This window comes from Neobacillus sp. plas4 (assembly GCF_057221695.1).
On record NZ_CM170152.1, the window covers coordinates 2,883,075 to 2,898,384 of the forward strand.

A 15,310-nucleotide genomic window follows, 5' to 3' on the forward strand; every position below is an offset into this window, starting at 1 on the left:
CCAAAATATGGGCTTGAAGAGGCTTTTGACGATTATATGAACTGGATCAAAAATACCTCTTTGTTTTTGATGGATGAAAAGAGCCTTCATCCTTGCTTAAGGGATGAGTGGTACAGACTAGGGTGCCAGGCCAACGATAAACTAATCCCCACTTAGAATTTTAGTGTTTGCCTTAAAACGTAATTCACCCTATGGGTGGGTATATCTTTATTGAAAATAATTAGATGTCCACCTACTATATTTTGTTCTGATTTTATAAATATTTTGACACCTGGATTGAGTTTTACAAAAACTATATGTGAGTGTTATCAAAAACTGGATTAACAACAGTTGTGTGTCCAAGGGGTTTTCGAATCACACGATTTTTTAATAAAAAACCTTCTTTTTTGAAGCTTAAATAGTCACCATATGAATTAATAATAATGTGGTCTAATAAAGGTATTTCTAAAATTTTACCAGCCTTCAATAATGCATTTGTAACACAAAAGTCCTTCTCTGAAGGATAAAGATGTGTAGAGGGGTGATTGTGAGCAACAATTATTGCATTTGCATTATTTAAAATTGCGGCTTTAAACACATCTCTAGGGGACATAATAGTTGCATTTAGTGAACCAATATGGCAGCGATGGACAGCTACTATATTATTAACAGCATTTAAACAAATAACCAGAAAAACTTCTCTATCATCATCTCCAATAAAAAAATTAGCGACCTCGTTGATTTGAAAAGGAGCAAAAATTCTTTCTTTTAGTTCCTCTTGAATTTGGCGTACAGTTTGTTTAATTTTGATTACTTCATATATAATTTCCGTTATATAGACACCTCCTTAGAATCTTTGAAGTTAATTTTAAAGTGAAATTAGTTGTTTGTATATATTAAGTAATACAATGACACAAAATCTATTAAAACTTACGTTAATTTAATTGTAGACTGAATGGTGTAATAGTGTCCTCCACAGTCTTCAAAACTGCTTGAGACCTGCGTGCCAGGTCTGGTGGGTTCGATTCCCACGCAGTCCCGCCAATACTGACTTTTTAACGGTTTTAATAAATTGTAACCTACACGGTCTAAATGGTGTTTTCTTACTAGACTGTTGAAGACTGTTTAGTGAGACTGTACATAACATTTGCTCTTAGTCGCCTATAAATATTTGTAGGAGGCTATTTTTTATGAAGAAAATTGTTAGAAAATACAAGCGGGGTCAAGGTAATGGAAAGAATACAAAGAAGGTTTTAAATGAACTAACCTTAGACGAGATGTTTGATAAGTTCATGACATTTAAGAAGACAGAAGCACTTGCACCTAGAACCATTTCAGAATATTATATCCACTTTGAATATCTGAAAGATTTTCTTGGTGAAGATATGACCAATGGAAGTATCACAATAGAAGATTTTCGTGGATACATTGGTTATATGCTTCATGATAAAGAATTACGTCCAATGACAGCCAATATTAGAATTAGAACAATGCGTGCATTTATTCGTTTTTGCTATACAGAAGGATTTATTGATACACCAATACATGAGAATTTTAAGCCAGTTAAAGCACCTAAAGATACGTTAGAATCATTTACCCCAGCAGACATAAAAAGGTTACTATCTGTTATTGACGATGAATTGTATACTGGCTTCCGTGATAAAGTCATTATCTTTGTTCTATTGGATACCTTAGTCAGAATATCTGAATTAGTTGCAATTAGAAGATGTAATGTAGATTTAAAAGGTGGATTTATTCAGTTAGAAGCAGGGGATACAAAAACAAGAAAAGCTAGAACCGTCCCAATTTCAACTAAAACGAATAAGCTATTAAAAGCATACATGAAGGAAACAGAAGATTTTAATGATGAATATTTATTTTTAACTTATGATGGACACCAAATTAATCCAGCAACTGTAAGATTAAACCTACATGATTATGGTAAGAAGGCTGGTATTATTAATAAAAGAGTATCCCCCCACACCTTCAGACATACTGGTGCTTTATTTTATGTTATGAATGGGGGCGACCCTTTTTCATTACAAAAAATCTTAGGGCACACTGATATGTCTATGGTAAGAAAGTATATTCAAATGACTGATACTGATGTTAGAAGGCAACATAACAGTTTCTCTCCAATAAATAGTATATTCGGAAAATGATATTAAATATTTAACCGTTCCTAAGAGTGGAACGGTTATTTTCTAATTGGACACAGATAATGGCTGCATAGAAAATAGAGCTATATTAATAACAGGCATAATCCTATTCAAGTTCAAAAATAACGTAATCAGTGGTGGGGGGATGGTTTACAGGGATAATTTAATGAATTATTGATAACCCCCTGCTAATACTTCTTTCCTGACACTCATTCATTGAATCTACGAGCGAAAGTATAAGTAGGAATTATATATAAAATTCTTAGGAAAATGGTAAAATTAACTAGGTTATTTTAATAAAGAGGTGAAATTAATTGAGTTTTAATCATAATCTAAAAGTTGGTCAAGTATTAACTAATCACCAAGTTGGTGAACTTTTTAAAAGTACAATTTATATGGGAATGAGAAGGTCACTTGAAACAAATACGCTTGTTCTCGTATCTGACCATACAAAATTATATGAAGACAGGTGGGAAGGTAGTATATTCCACTATACTGGAATGGGGAAAAAAGGTGACCAAAGCCTTTCATTTCATCAAAACAAGACCCTAGCTGAATCAAACACAAATGGTGTGGATGTTTACCTATTTGAAGTTCTTAGACCAAATGAATACATCTTTATGGGACAAGTGGTTCTAGCGGGCGAACCATATCAAGAAGAACAGTTCGATGAGGATAAAAAATTAAGGAAGGTTTGGGTTTTCCCACTAAAGTTGGCTGATGGTAAGAAACCGATTAAGCTTCCGAAAAAGCTTATTGAAGCAAAAGAAAAAGAACGTGAGAAACTTGCAAACAAGCTTTCCAATGAAGAACTTGAAGCTAGGGCAAAGCATGCAAGTAAAAAAGCCGTTAGTCGGACGGTTACTACAAATAACTATGAGCGGAATCCTTTTGTATCTGAATATGCTAAAAGATGGGCGAAAGGTGTGTGCCAGTTATGCGAACAACCAGCACCATTTAAAAACAAAAAAGGTGAACCTCATTTACACACCCATCATATAAAATGGCTATCCAAGGGCGGGGAAGATAGTATATTTAACACTGTAGCACTTTGCCCAAATTGCCATGATAGAATGCACATTTTAGATTTAGAAAGAGATGTTAATAAATTGAAAGAAAAAGTGAGTTATTTTCATCATAAACTTGCAATCAAATTTAGAACCCACTAACAAAAAGGAGTATGTTATATGTTACAAGAATTAATAACAATACCAATCTTATCGGCTATTGGAGGAGCAATAGGCTCTATTGCACTATACAAAATTGCTCCTAGAACAATCACAAATCTTTTGTCAGAAATTTATCAACAAAAAAATAGGGTCTTACTAGAAGACATAAAAAAACAAAACCAAGCAATTCTAGTAGATTTACAAGCAAAGCACACGTTGAAACTAGAAGAGTTAAAGAAGGAGTATCAAAAGGAGTTAGAGGTTCATAAGACAGGATTGCAAACAGTAGCTAGGTATTCCGAATATCAATTTAAGCTTTATAATGAACTGTGGATTAGTTTATATGACTTAAAAAGTCATGCAGAAGACCTATGGGAACATGCCAGTAATACGAACTTAAAAAAATTTATTAAGCAATTAAAAGAGACAAGGAAGAAAATAGAGCAAAACATTCTATTAATAAACGAAGAACACTACGTATCATTAATAGAAATAATTGCAACATTTGAAAATTACAAACTAGGAAAAGTTGAACTTATTAATTACAGAAGTAGGCAAATAGAGGGAAACATACAAACCATTGGAAGAGATGAGCTAGAGTTTATTAACTTTAATGTACATTTTAAGGATGAATATATTGAACTCGTGGATAGGATAGCTAGAGAATTTAAAAGGACGTTGAGAGAACCAATATAAGGTGAAAACCTTTGCATTCTTTTTTCTGTTAAGTATAAGTATGATTAAAGCCGTTTGCTGTGACTAACGGTTTTTTTAATAGGGATTGTTTACAGGTTTATTGTACTATATTTTTTATAAACAGGGGGTTTCCCTCCTAGATATATAATAATAAGTTCATGTTGGAGTATTAATTTGGAAATATTACCTATTCTTTTAATAATTTTGATAAAATATATTAAGTGTTTAAAAAATTGATAGTGAGGGTCTATTTGAGATATGGGAAATATTATCGGATTTATTACATTATTAGCAACCATAATGTACCTATTGTAATTTACTTAATTTCACGAAATAAAAAGGAATTAAGTTATGAGGTATCATCTTCTACTTTATTAACAGAAAATCAAGAGTTTAGAGACAAACTAAAAATTTATATTGATGAAAAAGAGATTACCAGTGATATTTACTTAGTCCTTTTAAAAATAGTTAACAGTGGCAATATTCCTATAAGAGAAGAAGACTTTTCAGATGATATAAATGTTCATTTAGAGGGTGAACTGCTCCAAGCAGAACTAAAAGAAAAACTACCCAATAATTTGACAGTAAAGTTGGATAAAGAAATGTCCTATTCTAGTCTACTAAGCGTTAAACCGCTCCTGTTAAATAAAGGAGATGAATTTACTTTAAAAATATTATCGACCAAAAGTGAAAAGGGAATAACAATCAATAGTAGAATTGTGGGTGTAAAACAAATTGAAAAATATAAAGCTCCAGTTTTTACAACCTTTGACATTGTTGCACTTATTTTTATGGGTGTAGCATTAACAATTTCTTTTTACTTTAGTGATAAATGGTATTCTTCATTTACATTTGGAATAGCATTAGGAAGTTTTGTTGTTATTCTTAAACAATTTTGGAGCATCTTTAAGAATTTGGCTAAAAAATCGTCAGTCAAAATAGTATAAAATAATGAGCATTATTTATGAAATATTAGGGGGAAAACAGTTAGATATGACTTACGGTTTTTCTTAGTCTAGGGAGAGAGGGTGTTTACAGTATGCTATGGCAAGCACTTATGGTGAAGGAGGTTAATACATCATCATCTCAACATTTTCGAATTTTTGACAACAAAGAAAAAAGCTTGAGGAGATTCTATCCTCAAGCTTTAAATTTTATGGTCTTTTTCTATTATTGCTATCCGTGTTAAGATGGTTGGGAGCTTATGTATCTCGATTCATCCTCTATAATAGAATTAATTTGAGATATCTCTTCCTCTGTTAACATACCTTCTCTGAATTTTAAACTGATATTTTTTCTTCCCTGTGAAAAGGAAAGGTAAACATTAATAAGATATTTATATAGGTAATCGATTTTCTCTACGGCATCCTTCATATTATTTGCACCTTCAAGTGTCACTGAGTCAAAGGTTATTGTTGGAGTTGCCAGTTTTAAGGTATTATATTTATCTGCTTCTGCTTGTGAACGTTGCCCTATGGTCTTATCGTGCATAATATTTATGCCCTGTATCATATAATGTTTAATTATATCTTCGTTTTCCACTTCTATAGGCACATTACTTATTTCGTATGACAAAGGGATTACCGATGGAAAAATGGGAGCGAAACCATGCTTTAACTTATTATATATATCATAATAGGTAACATTAGAAGCAACTTCTCGACGAATGGCTTTGCTAATATCAGTCATGTATTCTTGTATGATTTCAACGGTTACACCTAATCCCTTCCACAAAACCTCACGTTCTTCTTCAGTCAAATCATTAATAATTCGATTCAAGTTCCCTTTCGACTCAGCAATCCTAAAAATTTGTTTAATCTGTCTGTGTGCTCTTACTCCCACACTATTATAAAATGACATTGGGTCAGTGTATGCGAGAAAGTATTCTGCTATACTCGTGCCGTGTAGGCTAAATTCTCGGCAGGCACTGCACATTCCTGCAAAATCCTCTAAAATTGTACCTAAACGTAATACCATATCACAATAAAGTGTTTGTAGTGTTAACTCATCATCAAAAGTAGATTTGTTCCCTAATAGGTCGACAAAAGTATTGTAAAGTACCATAAACATTTGTGTTCTAGAAGAAATTCCAAAGTAGCGTTTGCTCCATAGAATTTTCAAGCTATCTTCATCTATTACTCTGGTAGTAGTAAGAAATTCTTGATGACTCTCAAACCAAGGCAGTACTTCTATGCTTTTTGTACCGTTTTCCTCTCTTACATTTATCCTCATTCGGTGACCTAGTATTTCTATTTCCACTGATATTGACACCTCTCTATATTAATTTGTTTTTCCAGTAAACTGCTCCTTTAGTTTAACAACAAAATCAATAGCATTCATTAACAAAACCCAAAAAATAAAAAAGCCATCTCTTATTAGGAGATGGTTGAGTCATCTTCTTCTGCTTTGGGACAGAGTGACTCGGTTCGCAGTGTCATAGAAGCAATTACACTATGCAGTTAACATAGCCAGAGCCCAAATCACAACTTCTATGGCTTCCATTGGAAGAACAACACGAAATCTAAATTTACGAGTGTGTAATTCAAGTTCCACGGGGACATATACATCCTTTCTGTAAAGGAGGTATGTAGGTGGCGTCACCTATCCTTTACGCCACTTTGCGAACAAATCTATTATATCATAAATTATGGTAATAGCCTTGTAGTCAATTAATCAAAAATCGAATTATTAATGAAGATTGAACTCCACGACCATCTTTACCTATTTGATTTATCCCAATAGGACTTCAATTGTCCCAGTGTATATCTTGGTTACGAGCGAGAATATTCAATTCTCAATGAAACTGAGATTTTATTAAGAAATTGCACAGACTTTATTAGTAAATTTAATGAAGGTTTTATCAGCAGTTATATATAACTACCAATTTTATTAAAAATTAATTTCTTTCAACAGGTCTAAAAAAATTCGACAAGCACTTATCAACATAGTAAAATAAAAAATGTAAATTTAACATAAGCCCGACAAACATTAGCTGAAATTAAAGCTAACGGCTCAAAACGTTAACATGAAAGAATATTATCTTAATGGCTTTTTATAGATGGGATATGTATGTCCATTTTAAGAAGTTGTATAGATGATTTACTCATGTTGGTTTTGATGTTGTTAGCTTTTTTGTATGGGCTAATTACGCTGCTACAATATTATGAGAATCAAAATGAAAAAACAAACTCATTTTTTGTATAAATTTATACATCCTAATATAAAAGTTTGTATACATTCGTACAATTTTTTATGAATAACATGAAGATTTTGTCTTAAATCATACACATTCTATACAGTATAAAACAAAGAAAGAAACTAAAAAGAATACAAACTAAAACATAAATGGAAGGTGATAAATACATTCAGAAAGAGGGCTGATAAGGCTATGAAAAAGGATAAAGAAAAAGATTATTTTGTTGCCATACCCAATCGCATGTTTGCATTTGATACCGAATGTTTTGCAACCAATGAGGAATTGGTGGTGTTCTATCAATTAGGCTTACATGTCACCGCTAGAAACCCTAGAATAAGCATTGTTAATATTGAATTACTAAACTCAGAGTTAGAGTTTGATAGAAGCCATCCATCAAGAGGGAAGCAAAAAATCAAACAAGCATTATTAGGTTTACATGAGAAGGGTTATATAAAAATGACCTTTAGTGACTCAACTTTTAGGAACACTACACACTTAACTGTAATGCTTCCAGAAATGACCGCCCCAGTATATACTCATGAAATTACGAGTGGTTCATGGAAGTATAAAGGCTTTGTAGAGGTAACTGATGATATGCTTAAGAGAACTAAGAACATCGACCAATTTAAAGTATTAATTTATGTAAAATGGCGTTCGTTTACTTACAGTAAAGAGGAAATTAAATATGCTATCTCCTATATGGAATGGGCGTCCGTGTTAGATGTAGCACATGCTACAGCAGTCAAAATAATTGATGGGTGTGTAAAAGATGGATTGATAGTTAAACATATTGGACAATATTACACAACTTTAGATGGACAACCTAGACAAGAAACAAACCGATATGATGTAAAAGAGGAAAAGGAAGAAAAAACTATTGATATAATGAAAGTTATTAATGAAGGATTACATTCTGATATTCTTAGTGAAAAAACTACAGAGAAGCGGAAACATCAATGGTTTGTTATGGATTCCTACATTAACGAGGATGATATGTATGTGTTTCTAACCACTAGTTGTAAAGTTCTAAAAGAACATGCTGAAAAAAGAATAACTGGAATTTCCAAAAATGAGAACGGTAAGAAAAACATGGAATCATTATTAAGTAAGGCACAGCAAAAAATAAGTAGAGAAAAGATAGAAGAAAAGTTGCAGAAGGAAAGAAATATGGAGAAAATGGCTGAATTTGCTGAACAGCAGGAGCGAGAGAATAGGGGTGTTAACAGGCAGAAGCAGCAAAAAAAGAAGGCTTCATATGACATAAGTGATTTCTTGGATGATGTTTCGGTGGCTGATTCAGAATCTAACCATGAATTTTCAATGTTTGCTTGAGGGAAGGGGGATATTTATCTCCCTTTTTCTTTTTTAATTGATTCATTGATAAACTTGGACGATATAATAGTTTAGGGCTGCATCTTTAGCTGAAAGGATAAAGGAATAATAGAAGGAGGTGGGGGGGATTCCGTTGGAACTCAACAATCAGTAACTCCCGTCTAAGTCCCTACCACCCCCATAATAACTTCCATTAAAAACAAGTATGGAAAATATATCTAATGCTGATTATTTATGGTAATTTAGATTTTAGAAATATTATTTTAAATGTAGGGATGTAGTAAGAGAATGGTAGAAAATAATCTTGCAATTGTTAATCCAGCATTGGCTAAGCAATGGAACAAAGACAAAAATGGTTCGCTTACGCCTTATGACATAACGTGTGGGTCTAATAAGAAAGTTTGGTGGAAGTGTGAGAAAGGACATGAATGGGAAGCAGTAATCTATAGTCGAGCAAACGGCAGGAATTGTCCTTATTGTAGTAACCATAAAGTTAATGAAGATAACTCTTTAAAGTCCAATAATCCTGAGATAGCAGGGTCATGGAACTACAACAAAAACAAAGGGATAATCCCCTCAGAAATAACATCCAAGTCAAACAAAAAAGTTTGGTGGAAATGTGAGAAGGGACATGAATGGGAAGCGACAGTATACAGTCGGACAAGTGGTTGTGGTTGTCCATACTGTGCAAACAAATTCGTTTCAGAAGAGAACTCATTAGCTACTAACTATCCTGTTGTGGCACGTTCATGGAATAATGAAAGAAACCATCCTCTATCGGCTAATGATGTTACGAGCGGGTCAAACCAAATAGTGTGGTGGAATTGTGAAAAGGGACATGAGTGGGAAGCTTCAATTGTAAGTAGAACTAGAGTAGGTAATGGTTGTCCCTATTGTAGTAATCATAGGGTTTGGCATGGCAATTGTTTAATAGTGACCAACCCTAGTTTAGCGGTTCAATGGAATGATAAGAAAAACTATCCTCTTACGCCATACGATATTACTTATAGTTCCAATAAAAAGGTATGGTGGCAATGCGAGAAAGGACACGAGTGGGAAGCAACTCCGAACGGTCGCAGCAGTGGGAACGGTTGTCCCTACTGTAGTAATTTCAAAGTAAGTATAGAGAACTCTATCTCCATTACTCACCCTCATATTGCTCAAATGTGGAATAGGGAGAAGAATTGTTCGCTAAGTCCAGATGTAGTCTCTAGTGGCTCAAAGCAAGTCGTTTGGTGGACATGTGAAAGGGGACATGAACACCAACAAAGGGTACTGTACAAAGTGAAAGCTAATAGTTGTCCAATTTGTCAGTCAGGTAGGCAAACATCATTTGCTGAACAAAGTATCTACTTTTATTTTAAACAGTATTTTCCCGATACCTTAAGTAGGTACAAGTTCGACGGGAAGAGAGAATTGGATATAGTCATTCCTTCTCTTAAAATTGCAATTGAGTATGACGGTCAATACTATCACAATACAGAAGATAGGAAGGAGAAGGATAGGAAAAAAAGTCTGGACTTAGCAAAAAAAGGCTATAACCTAATCAGGGTTAAAGAAGTTTTTGGAAAGAATACTGATATTCAAAGACACGATTCAGATGTACTTTTTCATTCCTTTACCAACCATTATTCAGAAGAGTATTATCGTAATTTGGACAATTGCATTTCGCTTTTGATAGAGAAACTTCATATGTTGAATGAATTTCATGCCGTGGATTTAAAAGTGGATAGTTTTATGGACAGGACAGCCATCCAAAGTTCAATTGAAATCAGCAATAAGAAAAACAGTCTTGGTTATTGTTACCCTGAAATAGTAAACGAATGGAATGATGAAAAGAATCGGGATTTGTCACCTTATTCGATTTCAAGAGGGTCTAAACTTAAGGTGTGGTGGATTTGTAACAAAGGGCATGAGTGGGAAGCTAGCGTTTACAATCGCACAAAAAAAGAATCTCCGAACAATTGTCCTATTTGTCATCAAAACTCTACAAATTACTAGCTTTATATCTAGTCATCCACATATGCTTGAAGAATGGAACTACGAGAAAAACGAAGGTCTGTCACCCTTAACGGTTTCCAAAGGTTCACCAAGAAAAGTATGGTGGAAATGTAAAGAGGGGCATGAATGGGAGTCATATATTCACAATCGAACTAAGCGGAATTTAGGGTGTCCAATATGCAGGAAGCAAAATAGGAAGAAAAAAAGTCACAATTTTAGAGTTTAACCTTAATTTGCTTCTTTTACTTCCTTAGTCAGTAACTGTTTACCCGCACTTTAATAAGACTAAAGAGAAGGGAAAGACATGAAAAAAATTAGAACTCATGAGATATATCCAAAAATAACTGTAATAAAAGATAATATCTCTAATAAAAACATAGATAATATAAAGACTGGCATAATTTTTGTGTTACCATATACTCTTTTCTTGAACCCAGAAATAAAATATCAATTCAAAAAACCAGGTGAAGAAAAAATTTATATGTTAAGAGTTGTAGAAAGGGTTAATAACAGTGGAGTACGCTTATTCGAATGGTATGGAATAAATGATATCAATGGGGAAAATCTAAATGAGTTTTCTGCCTTTTCTCAACTCGGAGATAGATTTGGGAAAAATTCCTATTGTAAGGTTGAAATTCTAATTGATAAATATTTTGATATTGATAAATCATCCCAAGTAAATTTTTATGATACTTGTTTTACGTTTTTGGAAGAAGTTTGTTCTACATATAATTACTTTATTGATATTTATGCTTCCGTCACAAGTCATAAACAGGTCAGTAAGTTAAGTATAAGAGATATCCATCACTTTAAAGTATATCATCTCCAAGAAAATGAAGTATTATCAGAGATTGACATAAGTGCTTTTTATCAACTAACAGCATATGATAAGAACTTTGTAAATTCTGCTGGAAATGAATTTAATGCAGCAATACAAAAGGAGATGTTTAATAATAATGAATTAAGGATACTTAAAAATTTTGGTGTAGATGCAGTTAGACAAATATTTTCAGGAAATTACTTATTAGGTATTGTTGTATCTATTATTCAGTTAGAAGGTATACTCCATAATCTTTATTATAAGGCATACCTTAAGACTGGAATGAAAAACTCTAAAAGAATAAATAATGAATTAAACGAATTTGGAGTTAAATTAATGATAGATAACCTTTCGAAAGCTATAGAGACTGACGTATATCGATGGAACATACAGCCATATATAGATAGGGTTATATTAGCAAATAAAATTAGAAATAAATTCGTACATAAGGGAAAAAATCCCAATAAGATTGATTCCTTTGAGGAAGCAGAATATTTGATTAACGTGGTAAATGAGTTCTGCGGTGTTTTAGAGGAAATAATATTGGAAAATGAAAAAGCAATATTACCTACAAAACTAAAAAGAAATTCTCATAAAGACACTTGATAACTTTTTTCTACATATTACGAGACAGTCCAACAGGGGCTGTTTTTTTGTTTAAGTGAAATTTATATGAAAAAATATATTTATTTGAGTATTTGTTTGGATGAATTTGGGCATAATAAATAATTTTAATAAATTTGAATTAATATTTTCATTCTTGTCAATGCTCTTATCATACATTCAAAAGGAAGTGGTAAGAGATGAAGAATAGATTAGATTTTGACTATGTAAAAAGAGTCTTCGAATCAAAAGGGTACAAGCTATTAAGCACGGAATACATCAACGCTAAAACGCATTTAAATGCTCTATGTTCTAAAGGTCACCCTCTGTCAATTATTTGGGATGCTTTTAAGAAAGGTCGAAGATGTGCACAGTGTAGTAAAAGGAAGGTTACAATTGAGGATGTTAAAGCGTATGCCCACAGTGTTGGCTACGAATTAATCTCACCTAAGTATATAAATGCTAAGAAAAAACTTAAGTTTAAATGTACAGAAAGTCACACTTTTTACATGAATTGGGATAACTTTAAAAACAATGGGAGGAGGTGTCCTGAGTGTCAAGGGCGAAAAAGATGGAATTACGAAGAAGTCAAATCATACTTTGAGAAACGTGGTTTTGTATTATTATCTAAAAAATATCTTAATGTAAACCAAAGATTAAAATACCTTTGTCCAGAAAGTCATGAAAGCTATACTACATTTAATAAATTTAAAAATGCTGAGCATGGTTGTGACTATTGCGGTGGTTCGAAAAGGCTCACAATTAAATTTGTTAGAAATCTGTTTAAAAAGGAAGGATTAATTCTTCTTGAAGAGGAGTACGTGAATGCTGGAATGCCAATGAAGTTTGAATGTACTTGTGGAAACGTTGATACTGTCACTTATAGAAGATTCATGTGGGCAGGAGAAGGGAAAAATCCTAAACGTAAATGTTGGGAGTGTATGATACCAGATTGGCATTATACATTAAATGAAGAAGAAAGGATAAAAGAGCGAAAATACCCAGAATATTATAGATGGGTAAAAGAGGTAAAAGAGATAGATGACTATACATGTGATTGTTGTGGATATATTGGTTTAGATGTTGTGGCACACCATTTAGATGGTTACAGTTGGTGTAAAGAAAAAAGAACTGAAGTTAATAATGGAGTCACCTTGTGTACAAATTGTCATGTGGAATTCCATTCTCTCTATGATTTTAAAGAAAACACAAAAGAACAATATTTAGAGTTTTGGTATTATAAGAGGTTTAAAAATAAGGAATCGTCATAAATCTAACGTAGCCCTTGGGGTTGCGTTATTTGTTTATTAATAGTTTAGCACAAAATGTAAATTATATGAGGTTTTAAAACCTTCCTATTGGTATAATTAACCTGTATTGTAACGATTTGTTAGGATGCCTTGTCCGTTTCAAACAATTAAAGGTGTTCGCTATTAAAGAACACGCTGAAACAAGAGAGCTGACTAACCTTGTGGAGGTATGAAAGATATGGTTGATAACAATTTTATTAAGGAATTAAAGTCATTACTTCATTATGTTTTAGAATATGGAATTAAAAACGTTTCTTTTAAGTTAGATTCGTATAAATCATTAAAGCAAGAAGAAAAAAGATTAGAGTTTATATCAAAGGTACATATGGGATTTTTTAAAGCACAAAATTTAATAATACAAAATTTAATACTGTTAGGTAAAAAACGGATTAAGATAAAAGACAAAATTAAAGAATCAAACAAACAAAAGAGCAGTAAAGAGGTGGTTGATAAACTAAAAAATGAATTAGAAATTATTATGTACAAAGAGAAAGTACTAAGGAAAGTTGCAGATACAATTGCATGGCAGTTACTTGATTATGATAGAACATCTATTAGACGGCTTTATAATTTTACTCCACCAGTTGAAATATTTAACTCTAACTTGAAACACGATTTAGAGGTAGTGGAATCTATTTTTAATGAAAATAACACTACTTTTCCATTGATAAATGATATTACTTCATTTATTCAAGTGGGAGACCTCCTAATAAAAGGACTTGATAAAATAAAGATAATAGAGTTAAAAGAAGGAAAAGTTAATCATGAAATTCAAAGGATAATAGATGATTTTGTAGAAATACAATGTGACAGGAAATTGTACTATGAATTGCAAGAAAAAGATGACAAGTTTAAAAAACAATTTGAACGTTATATAAAACAACAAGATACTGCTTTAAATAAGATTAACATTATAAATAATGGAATAGGAACAGATAAAGTAACCGGACAAAGCATTAAAATTGTTAATGAAGTTTTTTATACGACACATTTTGATGATGTTGTCGGGGCTTTGTTGGAAGAAGTGGATAAGAAAAATTATTCATTACGAACAATTGACAACTGTCTAATTATGGGTGTATATAACACTACACGTACACCTATTCATCGTAGCTTTGAGCTATATAAAAAAGCTTTAGGTGTAGATTTTCCATCAATTGACTTAAGGAGTTCTATTAATTCTCCAGTGGCATTTCCATTATTTTTACATCCGTTTAGTATAAACGATAAAGCAAAATTAATAAATCGGGAAAAGGTAGTATATATGACTCTGGATATTAATAAATGGTTTAAAATGCTTGAAGAAAACGAAGTAAAGGTTAACCTTTTAACAAAGAAAGAAACGGCAAGGCTAAATACGACTAAGGTACATTCGAAGGTATTTGAATATAATGGACAAGCAGTTGAAATTGAATACAAGAATGTCAAACAGCTACTGTCTGATGGTCTCTTTGAACGCATGTTCTACCAATTTTTAAGACCTACTTCTGCTATAGAATTTTTAAAATATGGACATGAAAAAATAGTTAATATCGAAACAAAACAATCAGAGAAATAGCCAGTTATAATAACTTGACAATATTAAGTAACAGCATGTCAATTTTTCATTGCATATAAGAAAGGGGAGTCCTCTAGTTATTTAATGATAGTAAAAGCTCAGTAAATCTTGTTTATCTTGACTGGTTGATTAATTATCCCTTCCTACAACCTAACTAGGTTGAGATGGGGAAAGAAAAGATGGAAAGTTTCCTTTAAATTTAAGGGCGGATGTTATTATGTTGGGTCATTTAGTAGTAAAAAGAAACGGCAATTTACTCTAATACATCTATCCTTAAAAACAATATGGAAAAGACGTTAATTGTTAACAACGAGTAGTAGAAATCACAATCATCCTTTCATTTTATTTAACCATTCCTTAATAAGAATTTCTGTTCAAATAAGATGCAGGCACTCAAGAAAGAGTGCCTTTTTCTATTGGGTTTTAGACTTCTTAATGCATATCTAAGTCATAATTTGAAAACTTGGAAAGGAAATATTGCATTGCT

The 15,310-nt window shown here is 32.4% G+C and carries 12 protein-coding genes and 1 tRNA gene; 11 read left to right on the top strand and 2 right to left on the bottom strand.

From position 1 onward, the window contains the following. Positions 1-292 precede the first annotated feature (292 nt). Positions 293-814 (bottom strand): JAB domain-containing protein, encoded by a 522-nt coding sequence (locus AC2TFD_RS14420; protein ID WP_484676320.1) that lies wholly within the window; start codon positions 812-814, stop codon positions 293-295. Positions 815-936: 122 nt separating this feature from the next. On the opposite strand from AC2TFD_RS14420, the gene AC2TFD_RS14425 reads away from it, so the two are divergent. The 5 genes from AC2TFD_RS14425 to AC2TFD_RS14445 all read left to right on the top strand — a co-directional run bounded on the left by AC2TFD_RS14425 (position 937) and on the right by AC2TFD_RS14445 (position 4,950). Further along, positions 937-1,023 (top strand) — tRNA-Sec (locus tag AC2TFD_RS14425). A gap of 146 nt (positions 1,024-1,169) precedes the next feature. Continuing rightward, the gene (locus AC2TFD_RS14430) at positions 1,170-2,141 is read left to right on the top strand and encodes a tyrosine-type recombinase/integrase (RefSeq protein ID WP_484676116.1); all 972 of its coding nucleotides are present in this window, start codon (positions 1,170-1,172) and stop codon (positions 2,139-2,141) included. A gap of 311 nt (positions 2,142-2,452) precedes the next feature. Continuing rightward, positions 2,453-3,307, top strand: a complete 855-nt coding sequence (locus AC2TFD_RS14435; protein ID WP_484676117.1) for an HNH endonuclease — start codon at positions 2,453-2,455, stop codon at positions 3,305-3,307. Positions 3,308-3,325: 18 nt separating this feature from the next. Then, positions 3,326-4,003, top strand: a complete 678-nt coding sequence (locus AC2TFD_RS14440) for a hypothetical protein (protein WP_484676118.1) — start codon at positions 3,326-3,328, stop codon at positions 4,001-4,003. Between the two features lie 251 nt (positions 4,004-4,254). After that, positions 4,255-4,950 (top strand): hypothetical protein, encoded by a 696-nt coding sequence (locus AC2TFD_RS14445; RefSeq protein WP_484676119.1) that lies wholly within the window; start codon positions 4,255-4,257, stop codon positions 4,948-4,950. Positions 4,951-5,188: 238 nt separating this feature from the next. On the opposite strand, the gene AC2TFD_RS14450 is transcribed toward AC2TFD_RS14445, so the two are convergent. Next, complete coding sequence (locus AC2TFD_RS14450; protein ID WP_484676120.1) at positions 5,189-6,262, bottom strand: hypothetical protein; 1,074 nt, start codon at positions 6,260-6,262, stop codon at positions 5,189-5,191. 1,129 nt (positions 6,263-7,391) lie between these two features. Here AC2TFD_RS14450 and AC2TFD_RS14455 point away from each other — a divergent pair. From AC2TFD_RS14455 to AC2TFD_RS14480, 6 genes are all read left to right on the top strand, one after another. Further along, positions 7,392-8,531 (top strand): hypothetical protein, encoded by a 1,140-nt coding sequence (locus AC2TFD_RS14455; RefSeq protein WP_484676121.1) that lies wholly within the window; start codon positions 7,392-7,394, stop codon positions 8,529-8,531. 288 nt (positions 8,532-8,819) lie between these two features. Further along, positions 8,820-10,532, top strand: coding sequence for a zinc-ribbon domain-containing protein (locus tag AC2TFD_RS14460; protein WP_484676122.1), 1,713 nt, complete (start codon positions 8,820-8,822; stop codon positions 10,530-10,532). A 22-nt stretch (positions 10,533-10,554) separates the two neighbouring features. Further along, positions 10,555-10,758, top strand: a complete 204-nt coding sequence (locus tag AC2TFD_RS14465) for a zinc-ribbon domain-containing protein (protein WP_484676123.1) — start codon at positions 10,555-10,557, stop codon at positions 10,756-10,758. Positions 10,759-10,836: 78 nt separating this feature from the next. Continuing rightward, a complete protein-coding gene (locus AC2TFD_RS14470) occupies positions 10,837-11,958 on the top strand; it encodes a hypothetical protein (RefSeq protein ID WP_484676124.1) in 1,122 nt (373 codons plus the stop codon). Positions 11,959-12,155: 197 nt separating this feature from the next. After that, a complete protein-coding gene (locus AC2TFD_RS14475) occupies positions 12,156-13,226 on the top strand; it encodes an HNH endonuclease signature motif containing protein (protein WP_484676125.1) in 1,071 nt (356 codons plus the stop codon). Positions 13,227-13,434: 208 nt separating this feature from the next. Continuing rightward, positions 13,435-14,823 (top strand): hypothetical protein, encoded by a 1,389-nt coding sequence (locus tag AC2TFD_RS14480; protein ID WP_484676126.1) that lies wholly within the window; start codon positions 13,435-13,437, stop codon positions 14,821-14,823. Positions 14,824-15,310: the final 487 nt, after the last annotated feature.

Excerpts from the sequence above, each read along its gene's own strand:
- AC2TFD_RS14430 (WP_484676116.1), top strand. The coding sequence starts at position 1,170 with ATGAAGAAAATTGTTAGAAAATACAAGCGGGGTCAAGGTAATGGAAAG.
- AC2TFD_RS14440 (WP_484676118.1), top strand. The coding sequence starts at position 3,326 with ATGTTACAAGAATTAATAACAATACCAATCTTATCGGCTATTGGAGGA.
- AC2TFD_RS14455 (WP_484676121.1), top strand. The coding sequence starts at position 7,392 with ATGAAAAAGGATAAAGAAAAAGATTATTTTGTTGCCATACCCAATCGC.
- AC2TFD_RS14460 (WP_484676122.1), top strand. The coding sequence starts at position 8,820 with ATGGTAGAAAATAATCTTGCAATTGTTAATCCAGCATTGGCTAAGCAA.
- AC2TFD_RS14465 (WP_484676123.1), top strand. The coding sequence starts at position 10,555 with ATGCTTGAAGAATGGAACTACGAGAAAAACGAAGGTCTGTCACCCTTA.
- AC2TFD_RS14470 (WP_484676124.1), top strand. The coding sequence starts at position 10,837 with ATGAAAAAAATTAGAACTCATGAGATATATCCAAAAATAACTGTAATA.
- AC2TFD_RS14475 (WP_484676125.1), top strand. The coding sequence starts at position 12,156 with ATGAAGAATAGATTAGATTTTGACTATGTAAAAAGAGTCTTCGAATCA.
- AC2TFD_RS14480 (WP_484676126.1), top strand. The coding sequence starts at position 13,435 with ATGAAAGATATGGTTGATAACAATTTTATTAAGGAATTAAAGTCATTA.